Origin of the sequence: Leifsonia sp. A12D58, assembly GCF_047530025.1 — a bacterium.
GTDB lineage: Bacteria > Actinomycetota > Actinomycetes > Actinomycetales > Microbacteriaceae > Cryobacterium.
The window spans coordinates 642,166-659,827 of sequence record NZ_JBLJAT010000001.1 but is presented as its reverse complement, the minus strand read 5'-3'; the positions used below and the strand labels follow the sequence as shown (position 1 = coordinate 659,827).

The window sequence follows — 17,662 nt, the reverse complement described above, 5'->3', positions numbered from 1 at the left end:
CTAATTCCGAGAACCCGGAGAAGGATCAACGCTCGCCTGTGAGTCAGGCACCGCCCAGACGCCGGTCAGACGCCGCTCAGGCCCGAAGGGCAGACGCGAGCATCTCTGGGCCACGACGTTCGAACGTCACCGATCCCAGCCAGATTCCACCGGTGAGCGCCAGGATGCCGACACCGACACCGACGTAGAGCGCAGGCATGTTCCAGATCGGGTCGACGAACAGGCCGAGCGCAGCGAATGCAATTGCCGGCAGCGACAACACAACTGAACCGATGAAGCTCACGGACTGGATCAGGGCGGATGCCGTGTCTGAGGACTGCGGCTGGGCGAACGGGCTGTCCCCTGGCTTCGCCACCGGGTATGGGAATCGTGCGGAGGTGTAGCTGGAGAATCCGAGCCCCGCCAGCAGGATGCAGGTGCTCACGCCGAGGATCGACGGAAGCGCAGCCCAGTTACCGTAGAAGTAGATGCTGACGACCGAGCCGATTCCAATTAGCGGAACACCCACAAGCAGCGCAGGGATCGCTCGGCCGATGCGGTCAGAGACCCCCTTAGTGCCGGAGGCAACGTGCAGCCAGATTGCCGTGTTGTCGTATGCCACGTCGTTGTGCATTGTCCAGCCGAGGAATACGCACATCAGCGGAATCGGCAATAGCGCAAGAACGTCGGACGGCACACCGGCGATTGACAACGGCAGCACAGCCAGGATGGGCACCACGGGGATCATGATGAACGACACCCAATAGCGGGCATCCCTGCTCCAATATGTCAGGCTCCGGGCAGCAATCGCTCCCACAGTGTTTCCTGGCATCCGGTCGAACCAGCCCAGGCCGCCGTAGTGCTTGACGTGGGCTTCGCGTTCAGGCGTCACCAGCATCCGTGCGACGAGTCCTTGCCAGGCCAGCCAGAGCAGGTAGACCGTGCCAGCGGCGATGACGAGACGGAGCAGAGCAAGTCCCCAATCGCCGTTCGCAGCATCAGCAGGAACCGCCCACGCCGCGCCGAGCGGCGTCCAGCCGAGGATTCCGGCGAGGCCCTCAAGCAGGCCAAGGCCGTATCGCGCCCAGTCCAGGGTAAGCACGAGAATGACTGCTGGCGCGAGCACAACGAGCAGCAGCAGGCCGGCGACACCAGTGAACTCACGAGAGCGGCGTGTTGCGAGCAGGAAGGCTGCCATCGACGTGCTGACTCTGGAGGCGAGCATGCAGGTCGCGAGCAGAAGCACGGCGGCGACGATCGCCAGAATCGTCACACCGATTCCGCGCGACCAAGTGACGACGGTGCCGAGCAACACGATGGTGAGCGCGATGGCCGGGATGCCGATGAGTGACGAGACAGCAAGGCCGAATGCGAGCGTGCGGTTCGGAATCGCCATCAACGAGAACGATCTCGGGTCCATCGAGTCATCGACACCAAAGACGAGCGGGAGCAGGAAGAAGCCGAGCACGACGAGCGCGCCGCCGACGATCATGGCATTGCGAAGCAGCTCGACGTCGCCGAAGAGTCGGAGACCGATCAGTATTGCGGCGAGACCGACCGAAATGACCAGGCCATACAGCAGCCCAACTGCTATCCCGACAACTTGCCAGGGGCTACGTCGAAACAGGTTTGCGAGAAGCCGGAGTTTTAGTCCGAGAAACTGTGCAACCACTCCATACCCTCCGCTACCTTGCGTCCACCGGCAAGCTCGACGAATCGATCTTCCAGGGACTTCTCGCCACGTACCTCGTCGATGGTGCCCGACGCAAGCACTTTGCCCTGCACGATGATGGCCACCCGGTCGCAAACGCGCTGGATCAGGTCCATACCGTGACTTGAGAGCACCACGGTGCCACCACTGGCGACATATTTCTGCAGGATCTCAGTGACGTTGACCGCAGATACCGGATCGACAGATTCGAACGGTTCGTCAAGGATAAGTACCCGCGGCGAGTGGATCATGGCGCACGCCAGAGCGATCTTCTTCGTCATGCCGGCCGAATAGTCGGCCACAAGTCTGTTCAGCGCATCTTCGAGCCCGAAGGCGGCAGCCAGATCGGCTGAGCGTGCACGCACCGTGTCGTTGTCGATTCCACGCAACACACCGGAGTAGTAGAGCAGCTGTGCACCGGTCAGACGATCGAACAGCCGAAGCTTGTCTGGCAGAACTCCAATGACCTGCTTCGCTGCGATGGGATCCGACCAGACGTCGATGCCGTTCACAGTGATCGAGCCGGAGTCAGGGCGCAGCAATCCAGTGATCATCGACAACGTCGTGGTCTTTCCGGCACCATTCGGCCCGACGATTCCGTAGAACGATCCGGCGGTGACCTCCAGATCGATCCCGGCGACTGCGAGGTTTCGTCCAAAGCTCTTGGTCAGCTGGGATACCGACAACACCACCGAGTTTCGCGCTGGCACCTGCTCTGGCACGAGGAACGATTCTGCGGCGGACTGGGTTCCGGGTTCCGGCACGGTGAGCTGCGGCTGGCGCGTCGTCTCTCGCGGCGGCTTGACGGGCTTGACCTCCTTGGGCGCGGCAGGTGCGGGTGCCGCAGCACGCGCAGGAGCAGGAGCCTGGACGGGTTCCTGTGCAGGTGCCGCCTGGGCGGGAATGACCTTGGTTGCCGCTGCTGCGGCCGCCGTGGCCTCCGCAATGCGCGTGACTTCAGCGATGCGGACTGCCTCGGCATGTCGGGCGGCTTCAGCGGATGCCTTGGCTTCAGCCCGAGCCTGCTTCGCTGCTTCTGTTTTCTGTGCGTCTACTGCTGCCTGCGCTTCGGAAGCTGCTTGGGAATCTGCTTCTGCCTTCACGGCTGCTTCTGCCTCTGCCGCCTCTGCAATCTGAGCGGCTTCTGTGGCGTGAGCAACCTCGGCTGCTTCTGCAGCCTGGACCAGGCCTGCGGCCGCACGAGCAGCGGCCGCCTTTTCGGCGGCGGCTTGTGACGCTGCGGCCCGTGCCGCAGTGCGCTTGGCCGCTGCTTCACGCGCTGCAGCTGTCTTGGCTGCAGCCGTGGCACGTGCTTGCGTGGATGTCGCCCGCTTGGGTCGTTCCTGCTTACCCGCAGGAACCTGCGCTGCTGTGGCTCCGGCTGCCGCGGGTGCAGCATCCGTGGCCGGCTTCTTCTCTGCCAATGCGCTTGACGAGTCCACGAGCGCAGCTGCGCTCTCGCTGCGCTGGGGAGTGCTCGGCTCAGTTGCGGCAGCTGGCGTCGAGGGCGCAGCCTTCGGCTTTCTGGGGGTTGATGGCTTGCGTGCGGCTGTCGTGCTCTCGGCAGAAGCGCGCTCAACTGGCGTTCGAGCGGCGGCAGTCTTCTGAACAGGAGTCTTGCGAACGGGCGGCTTTCGAGGCGCCGCGTCGGCATCCTTCAACGGCTCGTCACCCTCGATGGGCTGGCGAGCTGCTGGCTTCCGCGTGACAGGCTTGCGGCCCGTCGTCGAGCGCGGCGCACGGTTGTGTGGCGTTGAATCGGATTGAGTATCCGTGGTGTGCTCCCCCCGAGCAGTCTGCGCTGTGGCCCCCGCCCCCGGGGAACCGTGATCTACCGAGGCTGTCCGTTTGGATGCTTTCGGCGGAGATGACTCTGATTCAGATGTTGGTAGCGACGATGCACCATTGGCAGCATCATCCGGTCCGACGCTCGCTGCGTCATCTGGCTGAGAAGGCGATGGTACAGAAGTCACTCCGCTAACCTACCAAGGACAGTCAGTCCTCGCCGGGTCAGATTTCAACACTGCCTGTTCCCTGTGAATCTACAGGGCGATCGGTCACAGCTTGATCACGTCATCATTCCCAGCTTCCCCCCAATCCGGGAGGCACGGTACAGTAAAAAATGGCATAACGGTGTGTCTATACGTGAACTTATGGGTGAACGGCGAACGAACTCGATGATCGAGTGAGTTCTCGACTATCACCCAGACATTTATCAGGAGATATTCGTGACCACACAGGTAGTAATTCTTGCCGCAGGAATGGGCAGCCGTCTCGGCCGCTCGCTTCCTAAACCTCTGACCGAGCTGAGCGACGGCCGCACCATCATGCAGCAGCAGTTCGACAACATCCACCACGCTTTCGGCAATGCAGCCAAGGTGACACTGGTGGTGGGCTACAAGCTCGAGCACATCATCGAGGCTTTCCCGCAGGCGTCATTCGTCTACAACGAGCAGTACGACCAGACCAACACCTCGAAGAGCCTCATGCGTGCGCTGCAGGCATCGGCCCCCGGTGGCGTCCTCTGGATGAACGGTGACGTCGTCTTCGACCCCACCGTGCTCGACCGCGCGGCAGCGATGATCGCCCGTGACCAGTCGTTCGTGACGGTCAACACCTCCAAGGTCTCTGACGAAGAGGTGAAGTACACCACTAGCGCAGAGGGCTACATCAAGGAGCTCTCCAAGACCGTCAAGGGCGGCCTCGGCGAAGCCGTCGGCATCAACTACATCTCAAGCGCCGACAAGGCAGTGCTGCTGCACCACCTCGGCAAGGTCGGCGACCAGGATTACTTCGAGCGCGGCATTGAGCTCGCCATCGAGCAGAACAGCGTCCTCGTTGAGCCGGTCGATATCTCTGACCTGTACGCCGTTGAGGTCGACTTCGCTGAAGACCTCGAGCGAGCAAACCTCTACGTCTAGTCGGTGCTTGTCACGCGACTCAACGACGCGTCGGGCGCCTGCGCCCGACGCGAGAACGACGGTGCGCAAAGCCTGACGCTCGCGCACCTACGATAGGTGTCGTGAGTAACTACACCGAAGTGCGACCAGGACAGCGCACCCCGCTCGCTCGCTACCGGCATTCGTTGTGGCTTCTTACCCAACGTGACCTGCGCGTTCGCTACTCGACATCCGTCCTGGGCTACTTCTGGTCGATCCTCGACCCGCTGGTCATGGCCGGGATCTACTGGTTCGTCTTCACGCAGGTCTTCGAGCGCACCGTCGGCAACGACCCATACATCGTCTTCCTGCTGTCGGCGCTACTGCCCTGGATGTGGTTCAACGGCACGGTCTCAGACAGCACCCGCGCTTTTCTGCGCGAGGCGAAGCTGATCAGGTCGACACGTATCCCCCGCACGATCTGGGTAAACAGGCTCGTGCTCTCCAAGGGCATCGAGTTCGTGGCGTCGCTGCCGGTACTCCTGCTGTTCGCCGTGATCTATCACGCCCCGATCAATGCAGACGTGATTCTCTTCCCACTGGCCATCATCATCCAGGCGGCACTGACCGCTGGCGTCGGCCTCATCGTTGCGCCTCTTGTCGTGTTCTTCCGCGACCTGGAACGAGCTGTCAAGCTGATCCTCCGCTTCCTCTTCTATGCATCGCCCATCATCTACAGCACGCAGGATCTGCCTGAACAGCTGCAATTCTGGGCGGCCTTCAATCCGCTGAGCGGAATCTTCAGCCTGTATAGGGCGGCGTTCTTCCCTGACCAGCTCGACTGGTTCGTCGTGGGCGTCGGCGCCGTGATCTCCTTCGCGATCCTCGGTATTGGGCTCCTCGTCTTCTCGCGCACCGAACGCGCTGTATTGAAGGAGATCTAACGATGGCGCCGGTAATCACTTTGACGGACGTCGGTATCCGCTTCCGTCGCAACAGGCGCGGCCGTCGCACATTCAAAGACCTCTTCGCCGGGCGCAAGCGCCGCAACAGGCCAGGCGAGTTCTGGGCCCTTCGCCACGTGTCATTCTCGGTTGAACGAGGCGAAGCCATCGGCGTCGTCGGCCGCAACGGTCAGGGCAAGTCAACGCTACTGAAGCTAGTGACCGGCGTCGTTCTTCCTGACGAGGGCATCGTTCGCGTCAATGAGGGCGTTGCACCACTCATTGAGATCACCGGCGGATTCGTCGACGACCTGAGCGTGCGCGACAACGTCTTCCTCACTGCCGGCTTGCACGGCATGACAAAGAAGCAGATTGAGTCACGCTTCGATGACATCATCGATTTCGCTGAGATCGGCGACTTCATCGACACACCGTACAAGCACCTCTCCAGCGGAATGAAGGTACGGATCGCCTTCGCCGTGATCTCCCGCCTCGAAGAGCCGATCATCCTGGTCGACGAGGTGTTGGCAGTGGGCGACAAGGCATTCAGAGAGAAGTGCTATCGCCGCATCGAAGAGCTGTTGGCCGGTGGCCGCACCCTTTTCTTTGTCTCGCACAACGAACGCGACCTCCGCAGGTTCTGCACCCGCGGTCTGTACCTCGACAAGGGTGCCCTGGTGCTTGACGCTCCCATCGCCGAGGTGCTCGCGAAGTACAACGAGGACTACGGCGTCGCCCCAGCCAAGGCCTAAACGAGAACCAGCGCACCAGCTGAGGCGTCGTCTCTCGTGGGCGGCAGCTGATCGACAGTGAGATCGGCAAGCAACTCACTCGGTTCGAGTCCGAGCACCTGAGCCAAGCGGATCAGCGTGTGGAACGTTGGATTACCGCAGCCCCTGTCGATGCGTGCGTAGTTGGACACATTGAGTCCTGCACGGTGCGCCACTGTCTCCTGGTTGAGATCGAGCGCCAAACGGCGTCGCCTCAATCGCAGTCCAAGAATGCGGGATGCTTCTGACTTCTGTGCCGACACGCTAGTCCCTTCGCGACTGTGATTGCGCCCTCCCCCTGGTACGCCTGGGCACTGTACATCTACCCACACTCACCCGAATACTTCAATGACGATTGCTCATCTTGCTTGTTGTCATCAGGCAGTCAGCGGCCAGCCCGTAAACTCGCAGCATGGCAAGGAAACCAAAACCTCTCCTCTCACCCACCGGTGGCACCCCGCAGGGCGGCGAGCTTCCGAACGGATTCGTCAGGGGCTTTGATCGAGTCCTCGCCGTCCAGCGGCCGGTAGTCCTCGCTCACATCCGCTCGATCCGGCGGCGCAATCCGAACGCGTCACCCGCCCAGCTGATCCGCATCCTGGAGCGACGCTACCTGGCCGCAGTGACGACCGGTGGAGCAGCTGTCGGAGCGACGGCAGTAATCCCCGGGGTCACGACAGGCATCACACTCGCGCTGTCCGGTGTGGAGACGATGGGGTTCCTTGAGGCAACTGCCCTATTCACGCAGTCGGTGAGTGAAGTGCACGGCCTTCCGGTCGAGGACCCTGATCGGGCTCGCGCCCTCGTCATGACGATGATGCTCGGCAAGGAAGGCTCCGACCTCGTACGGCAACTTGCCGGTCAGGCTCAGGGCGTCGGTATGGCGCGCAACGCGTACTGGGGCGAGCTGGTCACGTCGAGCATTCCTCGCACGATTATGGGACCGCTGACCGACCGATTGAAGAGTTCGTTCATTAGGCAGTTCACCACTCGCGGCAGCGTCAGCTTCATCGGTAAGGCGATTCCATTCGGAATCGGCGCAGTCATCGGCGGCAGCGGCAACCACATCCTGGGCAAGCGTGTCGTTAAGTCGTCACGCTTCGCATTCGGCATGCCGCCTGAGTACTACCGTCACGACCTTGATCCGGAGCCACGCCTCGTTCGCGTAGCGACGGGCGTGACATCGGTTCGGAGCGTGCTCAGACTTCCTCGACGTCGTCCTCAATGAGCGCGTGCTCGTCGATGAAGCCATCGGCAGCGTGGAGTGCAGCGTTGCGATCCCATTCCGCCATCAGGTGCTCGACTGCACCGTGGAAGCGCCGGGTGGCAGCGCCGGGCGATGTGTCGCCGAAGTAGTGCTCTACCCAGCGGTGCAGGCGAGCCTGGACCGCATCGTCGTGCGTCAGCTCGTCGAGAGTCGCGACGATGCCTGAGGCGGCGTCTGTGGTGAGCCACTCGCAATCCGAGAGGTACCCGCTCGTGTCGATCTCGGCGCCCGGATTCGCCGGACGCGTGATCATGAGCGGCTTGCCAACCGCGAGACGGTCGTAGACCATTGCCGAAATGTCGACGATGGCGACATCCGCTGCAGCCAGCTGCCAACCCAGGGTCGGCCCGTTGTCGTAGATGTGCTGTGCTGATCCATCGCGAGCATTCGCAGCCTCGATAGCCGCGATGATCCGTTTGTTGGCTGCACCGTATTCGGGGCTGATCACACCGCTGCGCGGGTGTGGGCGATAGATGACGCGGTGACGTCCGCTGGCGAGCAATGCGGTGACCAACGCGACACCGTGGGTCGCAATCGAGCCGTACGCCGCTGCTGCACGGTCGCCTTCCCAGGTGGGCGCATAGAGGATGACCTGCCGCGAATCTGGCGTGTACGGCAGCGGATCCCCGTAGTAGTAGTCGGCCTGTGGGCGGCCGATCTCGATGGCACGCTTGTCGAAGTCGTAGTCCCAGAGCACCCGATTCAGGCGCGCCTGTGCGGCGTCTCCCGCGATGAAGGAGTAGTCGTACGCCTTGAACTGATTGGTCGTCATATACATCTTGTCGCTCTCACCGTGGTTGATGAAAACGTGCCAGCGACGTCCGTAGCGCATCATCTGGAAGTTGCGGGTGTTCTGGTTGACGTAGAAGACGATGCGGATGTCTTGTTCTTCAAGCACGCGCTCCAGGTCGTTGACCTTTCGAACGTAGGCAACCGGAACCGGCGACTCTTTCATCAGCGCCAAGGTTCCGCCGCCGGAGCGGCTCAGGATGAGGACCGGCCAGCGCTCGGCCAACTTGGCGAGAGGCTTGTACCACTGACGCATCTGGTACAGGTTGACAGGGCCGTCGGCAAAGTAGACGGCAACTTTGAAGTGCTTCTTCGGCAGCGGCTCTCGGACGGCCAGCCGCCCGTTCAGCGCCCGCTGCGCCTTCCTTGAGGACCTGACATCCCTAACCAGCTTTCGTGCACGTCTAATGTCATTCCTAATACCCACCGTCCAAGGTTACAGATCGCGTTGGGACGGCTCTGAGAATCAACCCCGAAATGGGTATACCGGTAGCGAATCGTTAGACGATAGGAGGCCGGCCGGCCAGCGTCATCCGACCCACCGTGCGCCACGACATTGGCCGCCTCTGCCCTGGGTCACTCAACCATCCTTCGCGCCAGCCACCGAACCAGGCACGGAGCGCTTCTGGGTTGCGTGCCCAGCGCAGGATCTGGATGCCCGTCCATGAGCCGACGTACAGCGGAATGAGCACCGCGGGCAGGTTGCGCCGCGCCAGCCATACTCGATTCCTGGCATTCAACCGGTAGTAGTCGGAATGGCGTGTCGGCTGGATCACCGGATGGTTGGCTTCAAGATCGCCCGCGTACCAGGCACGCAGCCCCTGGTCCCAGACGCGCCAGGCCAGCTCGATGCCCTCGTGCGCGTAGAAGAAGGGCTCTGCCCAGCCGCCGGTCGCGTCGAATACGGTTCGAGGCAGGACGACAGCGCCTTCCCAAACTGAGAAAACCGGGCTCGAATGCGTGGCTTCACCCTTGCGGATGCGCGGGATCCAGCGCCTCGGTGAGGTGAGGCCCGACGGATCATCGACGCGAGGCTGCAGCAGTCCGATGAAGGGATTGTGGCGCAGCTTCGCGATCGCGGCGTCGAGGAACAACGGATCCGGGATACTGGCGTCATCGTCAAGGAAGAAGATGTAGTCACCGGTGACCACGTCTGCACCGCGGTTGCGGCCAGCGGGGATGCCAAGGTTCTCCGGCAGGGCCAACGCCGCGACGCCATCCGGGAGCCCGGTGGGCTGCCATCCATTGCCCACGCACACGATGTCGAGTCGCACGCCGGTCTGAGCGAGCACACTTCTGATTGCCCTGTCGAGGTCGTCCGGTCGTGTGCCCTGCGTGAGCAGGACGACACCGACGGTGGGAACGGCCTTCACGTCAGGACCTGACTCGCTTGGAGGCCATGATCGCAACGAAGTGCCCGATGAGTGCCAGGAACGCCAGCGGGACCAGCGCGATCAAGACGATCCGGTTTACCTCCGGCTGCCCGACGAGCAGACCAACGACAGCCGCAATGAAGATGATGATGGTGAGTTCGACCGAGTGGTAAAGGCGATGGAACGGCACGAAGCGAACAATGCGCTTGAGCTTTGCGAGTGCGCTTGATGTCAGGACCTTTTCGCCGTGGGTATCGGCAAGCTTGGTCAGCCCCGCATTGGCCCGCGCGACATGCACCATGTCGTTCAGCGCCTTGTTCAGCACGATGATGAGTGCGAGGAGCAGGCCGAGAGTGGTCCACAGGTAGTCTGCCGGAGCATCGAACGGGTACGCGGCTGCGCGGAGTCCGAGTGCGATCGGAATCAGTGCCTCTGTCGAATAGTGCCCGACCTTATCAAGGAACACACCGGCCGGTGACGACGTCTTGCGCCAACGAGCGACCTCACCGTCACAGCAGTCAATGAGCATCTGCAACTGGCCGAGGATCAGGGCGAGTAGCGCGCCCCAAATGCCGGGAATCAGTAGAGCAGCTGCGGTCGACCAGCCGACGAGGATCATGATCGCCGTCACGCCGTTGGCCGAAATCGACGTCTTGAGGAACAACCAGGTCACGTACGGTGACAGGTCGCGCAGGTACAGCGATGCTGTCCAGTGTTCGGCGTTTGCCCTGAGCCTGACCTCGGGTGGCTGCGCGACTCTGCGCAGTTCTGCGATGGATGAGGGGCGAGAGGGCAAGGCGCCTGAAGGGGCTGGCGAACCGTGCGTCATGGTCATCTTCCTGTATGGGCAGTGATGTTACTGGTGAGCTTGAGATAGCCGAGGAGAAAACCGAGTCCCCAGCAGAAATGAATGCAGGGCAACACTACGAGAAACCAGACCGAAGCACGAAACCCGTCTGGCCTGGCGACGGCGATCGTTGCCGCGATGACAAAAACGACGTAGACGGCGGGAATCAGCAAGCCGAGCAGCAGCCACGGCTGCACACCGGCGATGGCCTGTACCAGTCCGCCCAAACCGAGCAGCACTCCGAGGATCACTCCGGCCACCATTGCGGGCGGAATGAAATAGCGGATGCCGTTGTCGGCCGGGAAACGTCTGGCAAGTTCTCCGCGCCAGAGGCCGGTGGACAGCATCTGCCTGGCCAGGCGCGACACGCTGGGTCTCGGACGGTAGATGACTTTGAGCTCAGGAGTGAACCAGACTGTGCCACCGGCTTCGCGGAGGCGGCGATTCAGTTCCCAATCCTGGCCACGCTTGATGCCCTCGTCGAACAGGCCGACCTTGACGATGCTGTCCTTGCGGAAGCAACCGAGGTAGACGGTTTCTGATTCGCCCTCTTTGCCGCCGACGTGCAGTGGCGTTCCGCCCAGCCCGACCCGGGTTCCGTAGGCGCGCGCAACGGCCTTCTGGAACGGGCTCGTGCCCTGGGCATCCATGATGCCGCCGACGTTGTCTGCGCCGGTACGCTGCAGCGTCTCGACCGCGATGCGTGCGTAGTTCGGCGGAAGCACGGAGTGGGCATCGACCCGAATGATCACCGGATATGTCGATGCGCGGATTGCAGTGTTGAGTCCGGCGGGTGTTGAACCGACCTCATTGGCAACGATCTTGATGCGAGGGTCGACAGCTGCCATTTCCTCGACGAGTTCGGTTGTTCCGTCGATGCTCGGCCCCAGGGCGAGCGTTACTTCGAATGGGCCGTCGTAGTCCTGCTGAAGCAGACTGTCGACAGCAGCTCGAACGTGGGTGACTTCGTTGAGCACTGGCATCACATAGGAGACGCCACTGAGCAATTCGTCTCCGGATGAGTGCACCTGTTTGGCCGTCTTTCCACTTGTTTAGGAGGTCGGTAGAGCATATCAGTCGCCAGATTTGAGGATCTCGGGTAGAAACAGAACTGCACCGCCAGGGAAACCCTGGCGGTGCAGTTCTGCGGAAGGCCGAATGTGACTAGCTGGAGAGTTCTCCGACAGTCACCGAGACTGTCACCGACTTACCGTCTCGCACGTAGGTGAGGTCAGCAGTTCCGCCAGCCTTCAACGCGCGGACCTGAGCCGTGAGGTCGTTGGCATCCGTGATCGGAACACCATTGAAGTTGGTGATGACGTCACCAGACTTCAGGCCGGCCTTGGCCGCAGCGCCGCCAGAGGTCACCTCGTTGATGAGCGCGCCGACCGTGGTGCTGTCGGCGGCACTTGCCGCGTTTCCAACTGTCGCGCCAAGCAGACCGTGGGTCGCCTTGCCGTTCGCGATGATTTCGTCCGACACTCGCTTGGCGAGGTTGGACGGCAGCGCGAACCCGACACCGATGTTGCCTGCCGTGCTCGACGTTTCGCTGGCGTTGGCGATGGCAACGTTGATGCCGATCAGTTCACCCTTGCTGTTCAGAAGCGCACCACCGGAGTTGCCAGGGTTGATGGCAGCATCCGTCTGGATCACCGGGATCGAGATGCTGCTCTGGGTTGTCGACGGTGTCTGGCTCTGCTGGCCGCCCTGATCGAAGTAGTAGTCGAACGGGCTCTGCGAACCCTGGTCGGGCGTCGTGGCGTCTGGTGAGGTCGGTGCCGCTGACGACGCAACTGTGATGCTGCGGTTGAGTGCGCTGACGATGCCGTTGGTCACGGTGCCTGACAGGCCGAGGGGAGCGCCGATGGCGACGGTTGTCGATCCCACGTTGAGCTTGTTGGAATCAGCCCACTCGATGGGGGTCAGTCCTGAAGCACCGTCAAGCTTGATGACGGCGAGGTCTGAGACCGGGTCTGTGCCGACGATCGTGGCGTTGTAAAGCTTGCCGTCATCCGTCGTGACCTGGATGGTGGGGTCATTGACTTCACCGTCGAGCGTGACCACGTGGGTGTTCGTGAGGATGTAGCCATCGTCGGAGAGGATGACGCCAGAGCCGGTGCCGGCCGACTGGCCGCTTGAGACCCCGATGGTGACGACGCTGGGAGACGCCTTCGCGGCGACGGCGGTGATCTCGTTGACGCTGGATGTGTCGTTTACGACGACGTTCGCCGGGCCCTGGGCCTGACTCACCGGCACGCCGTTACCTTGGTTACCCGTCAGCGCAACGACACCGGCTCCTGATACGCCGCCGATGATCGCAGCAATCGCGAGCGCTGCGATGAGTGCAGCGGTCCTGCGCTTGGCCGGATCCTTGTGGGCGGGAGCTGTGTGCGGCTGTCCGTCTGCCGTTGCGTATGCCTGGGGTGCAGCGTGCGGTGCGTAACCATGAGCTGCTGCGTCGCCTGCCGCGAGCGGGCGACCGAACGCGTCGGTCGGGTATGCGCTGGGCTGTGCTGCCTGGGTGGGCTGTGCTGCCGGCGCGGGCTGAGCTGACTGCGGGTGCGGCGTGGCAGCGGATGCTGCCGGCGTGGCGGAGGCGACAACGCCAGTACCGGGTGCCGGCGGGATGACCTCAGTCACCGCAGTACCGTCGGCCGGCGCGGCTGCCGCAGCGGTTGTGGACGCAATAGCGTCGTCGGCGACCACGTTGTCGGATACTGCAGGAGTGGAGGCGTCAGCAATGGGAGCGACAGCTTCTCCGTCGGAACTGACAGCGAAGGCCGACTCATCGTCGGGCAGGTTCGAGGCGGTTCCGGCTTCATTCTCTTTGTCAGTCATGGGGTGCTCCTTCCAAGCGAGATCAGCTTCCATCTCAAACCTGTGCGTTTGATGAGGACAGTCTGAGAGCACTCAATGACGACGCTGCGATCTTGCCCGGCATTACTGCCGTGGGCCGTCTCAGCAGCCGGGACCTGTCGGATTGCGACTGCAATCCTGCCCGACCAACACCGTCTTGGCGTCTCCTGCGACCGCAATGAGCGGGTCCGCTGACAGGGCCAGCGTACCTTGCACCTCGCGCCACGATTGACTGGCGAAACGGTACTCAGCTGAATACTCGACGCTGAGAGTGACGGCCATGACACCGCGTGAGGCGAATACGTGGCTCGTAGAGGTAGTGGAGAATTCCGGCTGGCCCAGCGCAGCCCACGAGGAGCCGCCGCTACGCGAGGATGAGGCGGTTCCATCTCCGTAGTCCCAGTGGTAGCCGATGGGCGTGAACCGCACATCGGCGGAATACCCGAGCAACGTTCCAGACTGCACGTTGACGGATGCCACTGCGTAGAAGTTGATCGGCAGGCCTGTTACGGCCCAGCCGTCGGGTTCCATCACCTGCGCGGGAGCAGTAGACCTGAAGTTCACCAGATCTGAAATCCTGACGACCAGGGTCGGGTCGCACGGGCTACGGGGAATGCAATTGACGGTGAAGCCATCACGCTGGATTCGTGGTGGTGTCTCTGCCGCGACTCCCCCGACTGGGACGCCAGCTCCCGGTTCGTCATTGCCACCGGAGCCCGAGGAAGCACCGGCATCGGCAGTGTCGCCGCCGGAGCTGTCTTCATAACCCGCTGTCACATCGACTCCGCCGTTGGCGATAGAGCCTGTTGATGATGGTGTTTCGCAGAGGCCAGCCACTGAGGCCGCGGATGAACATATGCCAGAAAGCACAAACGCGTTTGCCTTGGCGGGACTCAAGATCAGGATTGAAACAAGGACCGTCAACAGAAGTTTTGACCGGACCATACCCGTGACTCCGACAATTGAAGTGGTGACTCCGGACTGAAATTTGAGAGAAAAGCCACTTCTAATGGCAGCACTAAGGGCCTATCGGGTTTTGATGCCGATTTGCCCTCGGAATCCAGAACGTCTGCACCGCTGACGTCCAAGCACACATATGTACGGATCTCAGCGAGTCCATCTGAATTCACCCCATGTGACTGAAGTTCCATCGAACTAATTGAAGTTGAACCAATCCGTGTCCATCCGTTTTTGGCATAGAGAGCCCGAATGGAAACGTCCTCGTTGTGTGCTTCACCTGTGGTGAGTTGAAGGAAGACTTCTATCGACTCAGGATTTCCGCTCCAAGATCGGTCGTCGGCTTCCAGATACGCAGCGTAGGCCTCCGTCGCTGCAGCGAGCGCCTCCTCATCCGACGCAAACACGGGAACAGCATCAGTCGCCGTCGGCGTCGGGGTAGGCTGCGGTTCGGTGGTCGAGGCACATCCGCTCAACAGGGATCCGACCAGCACGACAAGCAGCGCAACCGCTGCGACGCGCGCTGTTGACGGACCGTCAACTCTTCGCGCGTCAGCAATCCGCATGCAGCCACGGTATGGCAGATTGCTCTCTCGTGGGCGATCTATCCACAGGCCGTCGAAACTGCTCGGGGTCGCGTCGCTGCTGGGCCCACTGATGTGCAGAGTGCCGCTCACCGAAGAGCGCCCCCGCATGTCGTAGTTTTGGGGGATGCAGGTGAAGCGATGACAGTACATGGCGCATGGAAAAAGGCAGCGAGTGGAGCTGGTCTCCTCGCGGCAGACGGCAGCGTCACCGCGAGTATCTTCGCCGAGATGAGCGCGCTCGCCATGCGCACGGGTTCCATCAACCTGGGCCAGGGTTTCCCCGATGAAGACGGCCCCGCCGAGATTCTTGAAGCCGCTCGCCAGGCCATTTCCGACGGCATCAATCAGTATCCACCAGGACGCGGCTCCCCCGTGCTGCTGCACGCCATCGCCACGCACCAACAGCGCTTCTACGGCCTGACCTCTGACCCTGACACTGAAATCCTCGTCACGGCCGGCGCCACAGAGGCGCTGTCATCGACACTTCTTGCCCTGCTCGAGCCTGGCGACGAAGTGGTCACCTTCGAGCCGTTCTATGACGCCTATGGCGCTCTGATCACCCTGGCAGGAGGCATCCACCGCACGGTTCCGTTGCTGGCGCCCGATTTTCTGCCTGACCTCGACGAGCTGAGCGCGATGGTCAGCGACCGCACCCGAATTATCCTGCTCAACAATCCGCACAACCCCACAGGCACCGTTTTTCCTCGTGAGGTGCTGGAGCGCGTCGTCGAGCTCGCCCACCGTCATGACGCGCTCATCGTCACCGATGAGGTCTACGAGCACCTCACCTTCGGCGCGCAACACATTCCGGTGGCGACGATTGCGGGTGCACGCGAGCGCACGATCACGATCTCGTCCGCAGGCAAGACCTTCAATACGACCGGATGGAAGATCGGCTGGTTGAGTGCGCCCGCTGCCATCGTCACGGCGATCCTTGCGGTGAAGCAGTTCCTCACATATGTCAACGGTGCGCCGTTCCAGCCAGCGATAGCTGCCGGGCTTGCGCTGCCCGACAGCTATTTTGCTGGGATCGCCGCCGATCTTCAGCACAAACGTGATGTTCTGGCTGCCGGACTGACCACGGCAGGGTTCGACGTGACGCTACCGGGCGGCTCCTACTTCATCGTTGCGGATCCCGGCCCGCTCGGATACCCAGACGGCGCGGACTTCTGTCGCCGACTTCCTGACCTGGCTGGTGTTGTCGCTGTTCCGATTTCAGCGTTCTGCTCGCCTACTCACGGCGCTCGATATTCGTCGCTCGTGCGGTTCGCCTACTGCAAGAAGGTCGACGTGCTCGAGCAGGCAGCCCAGCAATTGGGCGCGCTCACTACGCGTTAGGCCTCTCACGCAGTTCTGCCGCATAGCGCGAGATCGCTCCGCCATATTCCGGCAGAGTGCCGGACAATGCGGTGAGCGCCAGCACAGCCGCTTCGTCTGCCCGACCCAGGTCGACAAGCGCGAGGGCGAGAAACGATGTGCGTGCGTCGTCGAGCCCGTCAGCATCCGCTTTCTCAGACCGCAGGAGTTCAATCGCCTCAGCTGGGCGACCCAGGTTGCGCAGAGTACTGGCCAATTGGATGACGGCTCGCGGGCGACGATACGCATCAAGTCCGGCATCCAGCGCGGCGCGGTACAACTTCTCTGCAGCACTCTCTTCATCGGCGAAGTCGTGTGCAGAAGCACGCTCGTAGAGCGCCGCAGCATCGTTCTTCGGGCGCTCGGACGCCAGCGCTCGGATGAGCGACACCGTCTCTGAGTCGGAACGTTCGTCAGTCGAATTCCAGACGTCGTCGATCCGCTCGTCCCAACTGGCCGGTGGTATCTGCATCTGAGCAGTCTCTCTAGCGCGGAACGACGCCGAAACGGCGCAGCTCGAGGGCAGGGTTGATCGCACGCACGGCTGCAATCCGCTCGGTAGAGACCCACGCAACTGCAACGTCAGTCGACTCACCGATTGTGACGAGCTCGACGCCCATCGGGTCGACCACCATGCTGTTGCCCACACCAACCGGAGGGGCGTGGTCAGCGGCGGCCACGTAGATCGTGTTCTCCAGCGCTCTCGCCGTGACAAGCGTGCGCCAGTGCGTCTCTTTGAGGGGACCACGCACCCATTCGGCCGGTACCAGGACGAGGTCTGCCCCGGCATCAACGAGTCGACGGGTGACCTCAGGAAAGCGGATGTCGTAACACGTCTGCAGTCCAACAGTCAGGCCGTGAACGGAAAACGTCTCCGGCTCGTCGATAGCCCCGGCCAGCACCCAGTCTGACTCGCGGTCACCGAAAGCGTCGTACAGGTGGATCTTGCGGTAGCTGGCGACCAGCTCCCCCGTCGGCGAGATGGCGACCAGGGTATTTGAGAAGCGATCGGTATCAACGGCGCTCTCAAGCATGCCGGCCACAACGTGCAGGCCGAGTTCGACGGCGAGCGCGCTGAGGCCGGTCACGAACGATCCGTCACGCGGCTGAGCAGCGTCGACGAAATTGCGTCCGATCGCGGCCTCGAAGTACGACGAGTACTCGGGAAAGACAACGAGTTGCGCGCCTCGCTCCGCTGCAGTTGCGGCGAGCGCCCGCATCGTCGCGAGGTTCTGGGCTTCGTCAGGTCCAGGACGGAACTGAGCAACAGCAACACCGAGAGCTGAAGCGGGAAGAGTCGAGGAGGAATCGGCCATGTCGCCAGCCTACTGAGCCGGGTCGGTGCTG

18 protein-coding genes are annotated in these 17,662 nt (G+C 62.2%); 6 read left to right on the top strand and 12 right to left on the bottom strand.

The window, feature by feature from the left end; translation table 11 throughout:
• Nucleotides 1-76 precede the first annotated feature (76 nt).
• Both ACMT3I_RS03150 and ACMT3I_RS03145 read right to left on the bottom strand, forming a co-directional pair.
• Nucleotides 77-1,651: a hypothetical protein gene (locus ACMT3I_RS03150; RefSeq protein ID WP_414802978.1), complete on the bottom strand. Its 1,575-nt coding sequence runs from the start codon at nt 1,649-1,651 to the stop codon at nt 77-79.
• The gene (locus ACMT3I_RS03145) at nt 1,627-3,114 is read right to left on the bottom strand and encodes an ABC transporter ATP-binding protein (protein ID WP_414802977.1); all 1,488 of its coding nucleotides are present in this window, start codon (nt 3,112-3,114) and stop codon (nt 1,627-1,629) included. Before ACMT3I_RS03145 ends, ACMT3I_RS03150 begins: the two co-directional genes overlap by 25 nt.
• Between ACMT3I_RS03145 and ACMT3I_RS03140 the strand changes: the two genes are divergently transcribed.
• The 4 genes from ACMT3I_RS03140 (at nt 3,092) to ACMT3I_RS03125 (ending at nt 6,265) form a co-directional block, all read left to right on the top strand.
• On the top strand, nt 3,092-3,298 hold the full coding sequence (locus tag ACMT3I_RS03140; RefSeq protein ID WP_414802976.1) for a hypothetical protein: 207 nt from the start codon (nt 3,092-3,094) through the stop codon (nt 3,296-3,298). The genes ACMT3I_RS03145 and ACMT3I_RS03140 overlap by 23 nt on opposite strands.
• Before the next feature lie 620 nt (nt 3,299-3,918).
• The gene (locus ACMT3I_RS03135) at nt 3,919-4,611 is read left to right on the top strand and encodes an NTP transferase domain-containing protein (RefSeq protein ID WP_414802975.1); all 693 of its coding nucleotides are present in this window, start codon (nt 3,919-3,921) and stop codon (nt 4,609-4,611) included.
• A gap of 101 nt (nt 4,612-4,712) precedes the next feature.
• Nucleotides 4,713-5,513: an ABC transporter permease gene (locus tag ACMT3I_RS03130; protein ID WP_414802974.1), complete on the top strand. Its 801-nt coding sequence runs from the start codon at nt 4,713-4,715 to the stop codon at nt 5,511-5,513.
• Nucleotides 5,514-5,515: 2 nt separating this feature from the next.
• On the top strand, nt 5,516-6,265 hold the full coding sequence (locus ACMT3I_RS03125) for an ABC transporter ATP-binding protein (RefSeq protein ID WP_414802973.1): 750 nt from the start codon (nt 5,516-5,518) through the stop codon (nt 6,263-6,265).
• Here the strand turns inward: ACMT3I_RS03125 and ACMT3I_RS03120 are convergent.
• Nucleotides 6,262-6,546 (bottom strand): helix-turn-helix domain-containing protein, encoded by a 285-nt coding sequence (locus tag ACMT3I_RS03120; protein ID WP_414802972.1) that lies wholly within the window; start codon nt 6,544-6,546, stop codon nt 6,262-6,264. The two genes, ACMT3I_RS03125 and ACMT3I_RS03120, sit on opposite strands and share 4 nt — an antisense overlap.
• Before the next feature lie 149 nt (nt 6,547-6,695).
• Between ACMT3I_RS03120 and ACMT3I_RS03115 the strand changes: the two genes are divergently transcribed.
• Nucleotides 6,696-7,511 (top strand): hypothetical protein, encoded by an 816-nt coding sequence (locus ACMT3I_RS03115; protein ID WP_414802971.1) that lies wholly within the window; start codon nt 6,696-6,698, stop codon nt 7,509-7,511.
• Here ACMT3I_RS03115 and ACMT3I_RS03110 read toward each other — a convergent pair.
• The 7 genes from ACMT3I_RS03110 to ACMT3I_RS03080 form a co-directional block, all read right to left on the bottom strand.
• Nucleotides 7,483-8,766 carry a CDP-glycerol glycerophosphotransferase family protein gene (locus tag ACMT3I_RS03110; RefSeq protein ID WP_414802970.1) on the bottom strand — a complete coding sequence of 428 codons (1,284 nt, stop codon included), beginning with the start codon at nt 8,764-8,766 and terminating at the stop codon, nt 7,483-7,485. The genes ACMT3I_RS03115 and ACMT3I_RS03110 overlap by 29 nt on opposite strands.
• A gap of 73 nt (nt 8,767-8,839) precedes the next feature.
• Entirely contained in the window at nt 8,840-9,712 is an 873-nt protein-coding gene (locus ACMT3I_RS03105) for a glycosyltransferase family 2 protein (RefSeq protein WP_414802969.1), read from the bottom strand.
• Nucleotide 9,713: 1 nt separating this feature from the next.
• Complete coding sequence (locus tag ACMT3I_RS03100; RefSeq protein ID WP_414802968.1) at nt 9,714-10,541, bottom strand: CDP-alcohol phosphatidyltransferase family protein; 828 nt, start codon at nt 10,539-10,541, stop codon at nt 9,714-9,716.
• A 2-nt stretch (nt 10,542-10,543) separates the two neighbouring features.
• The gene (locus ACMT3I_RS03095) at nt 10,544-11,542 is read right to left on the bottom strand and encodes a glycosyltransferase family 2 protein (protein WP_414803524.1); all 999 of its coding nucleotides are present in this window, start codon (nt 11,540-11,542) and stop codon (nt 10,544-10,546) included.
• A gap of 181 nt (nt 11,543-11,723) precedes the next feature.
• On the bottom strand, nt 11,724-13,397 hold the full coding sequence (locus ACMT3I_RS03090; protein WP_414802967.1) for a S1C family serine protease: 1,674 nt from the start codon (nt 13,395-13,397) through the stop codon (nt 11,724-11,726).
• 120 nt (nt 13,398-13,517) lie between these two features.
• A complete protein-coding gene (locus ACMT3I_RS03085) occupies nt 13,518-14,339 on the bottom strand; it encodes a hypothetical protein (RefSeq protein ID WP_414802966.1) in 822 nt (273 codons plus the stop codon).
• Nucleotides 14,336-14,938 carry a hypothetical protein gene (locus tag ACMT3I_RS03080; RefSeq protein WP_414802965.1) on the bottom strand — a complete coding sequence of 201 codons (603 nt, stop codon included), beginning with the start codon at nt 14,936-14,938 and terminating at the stop codon, nt 14,336-14,338. The genes ACMT3I_RS03085 and ACMT3I_RS03080 overlap by 4 nt, the downstream gene beginning before the upstream one ends.
• A 159-nt stretch (nt 14,939-15,097) precedes the next feature.
• On the opposite strand from ACMT3I_RS03080, the gene ACMT3I_RS03075 reads away from it, so the two are divergent.
• Nucleotides 15,098-16,297: an aminotransferase class I/II-fold pyridoxal phosphate-dependent enzyme gene (locus ACMT3I_RS03075; RefSeq protein WP_414802964.1), complete on the top strand. Its 1,200-nt coding sequence runs from the start codon at nt 15,098-15,100 to the stop codon at nt 16,295-16,297.
• Here the strand turns inward: ACMT3I_RS03075 and ACMT3I_RS03070 are convergent.
• On the bottom strand, nt 16,287-16,787 hold the full coding sequence (locus ACMT3I_RS03070) for a tetratricopeptide repeat protein (RefSeq protein ID WP_414802963.1): 501 nt from the start codon (nt 16,785-16,787) through the stop codon (nt 16,287-16,289). The genes ACMT3I_RS03075 and ACMT3I_RS03070 overlap by 11 nt on opposite strands.
• Before the next feature lie 13 nt (nt 16,788-16,800).
• Nucleotides 16,801-17,631: a carbon-nitrogen hydrolase family protein gene (locus ACMT3I_RS03065; protein ID WP_414802962.1), complete on the bottom strand. Its 831-nt coding sequence runs from the start codon at nt 17,629-17,631 to the stop codon at nt 16,801-16,803.
• Between the last annotated feature and the right edge of the window lie 31 nt (nt 17,632-17,662).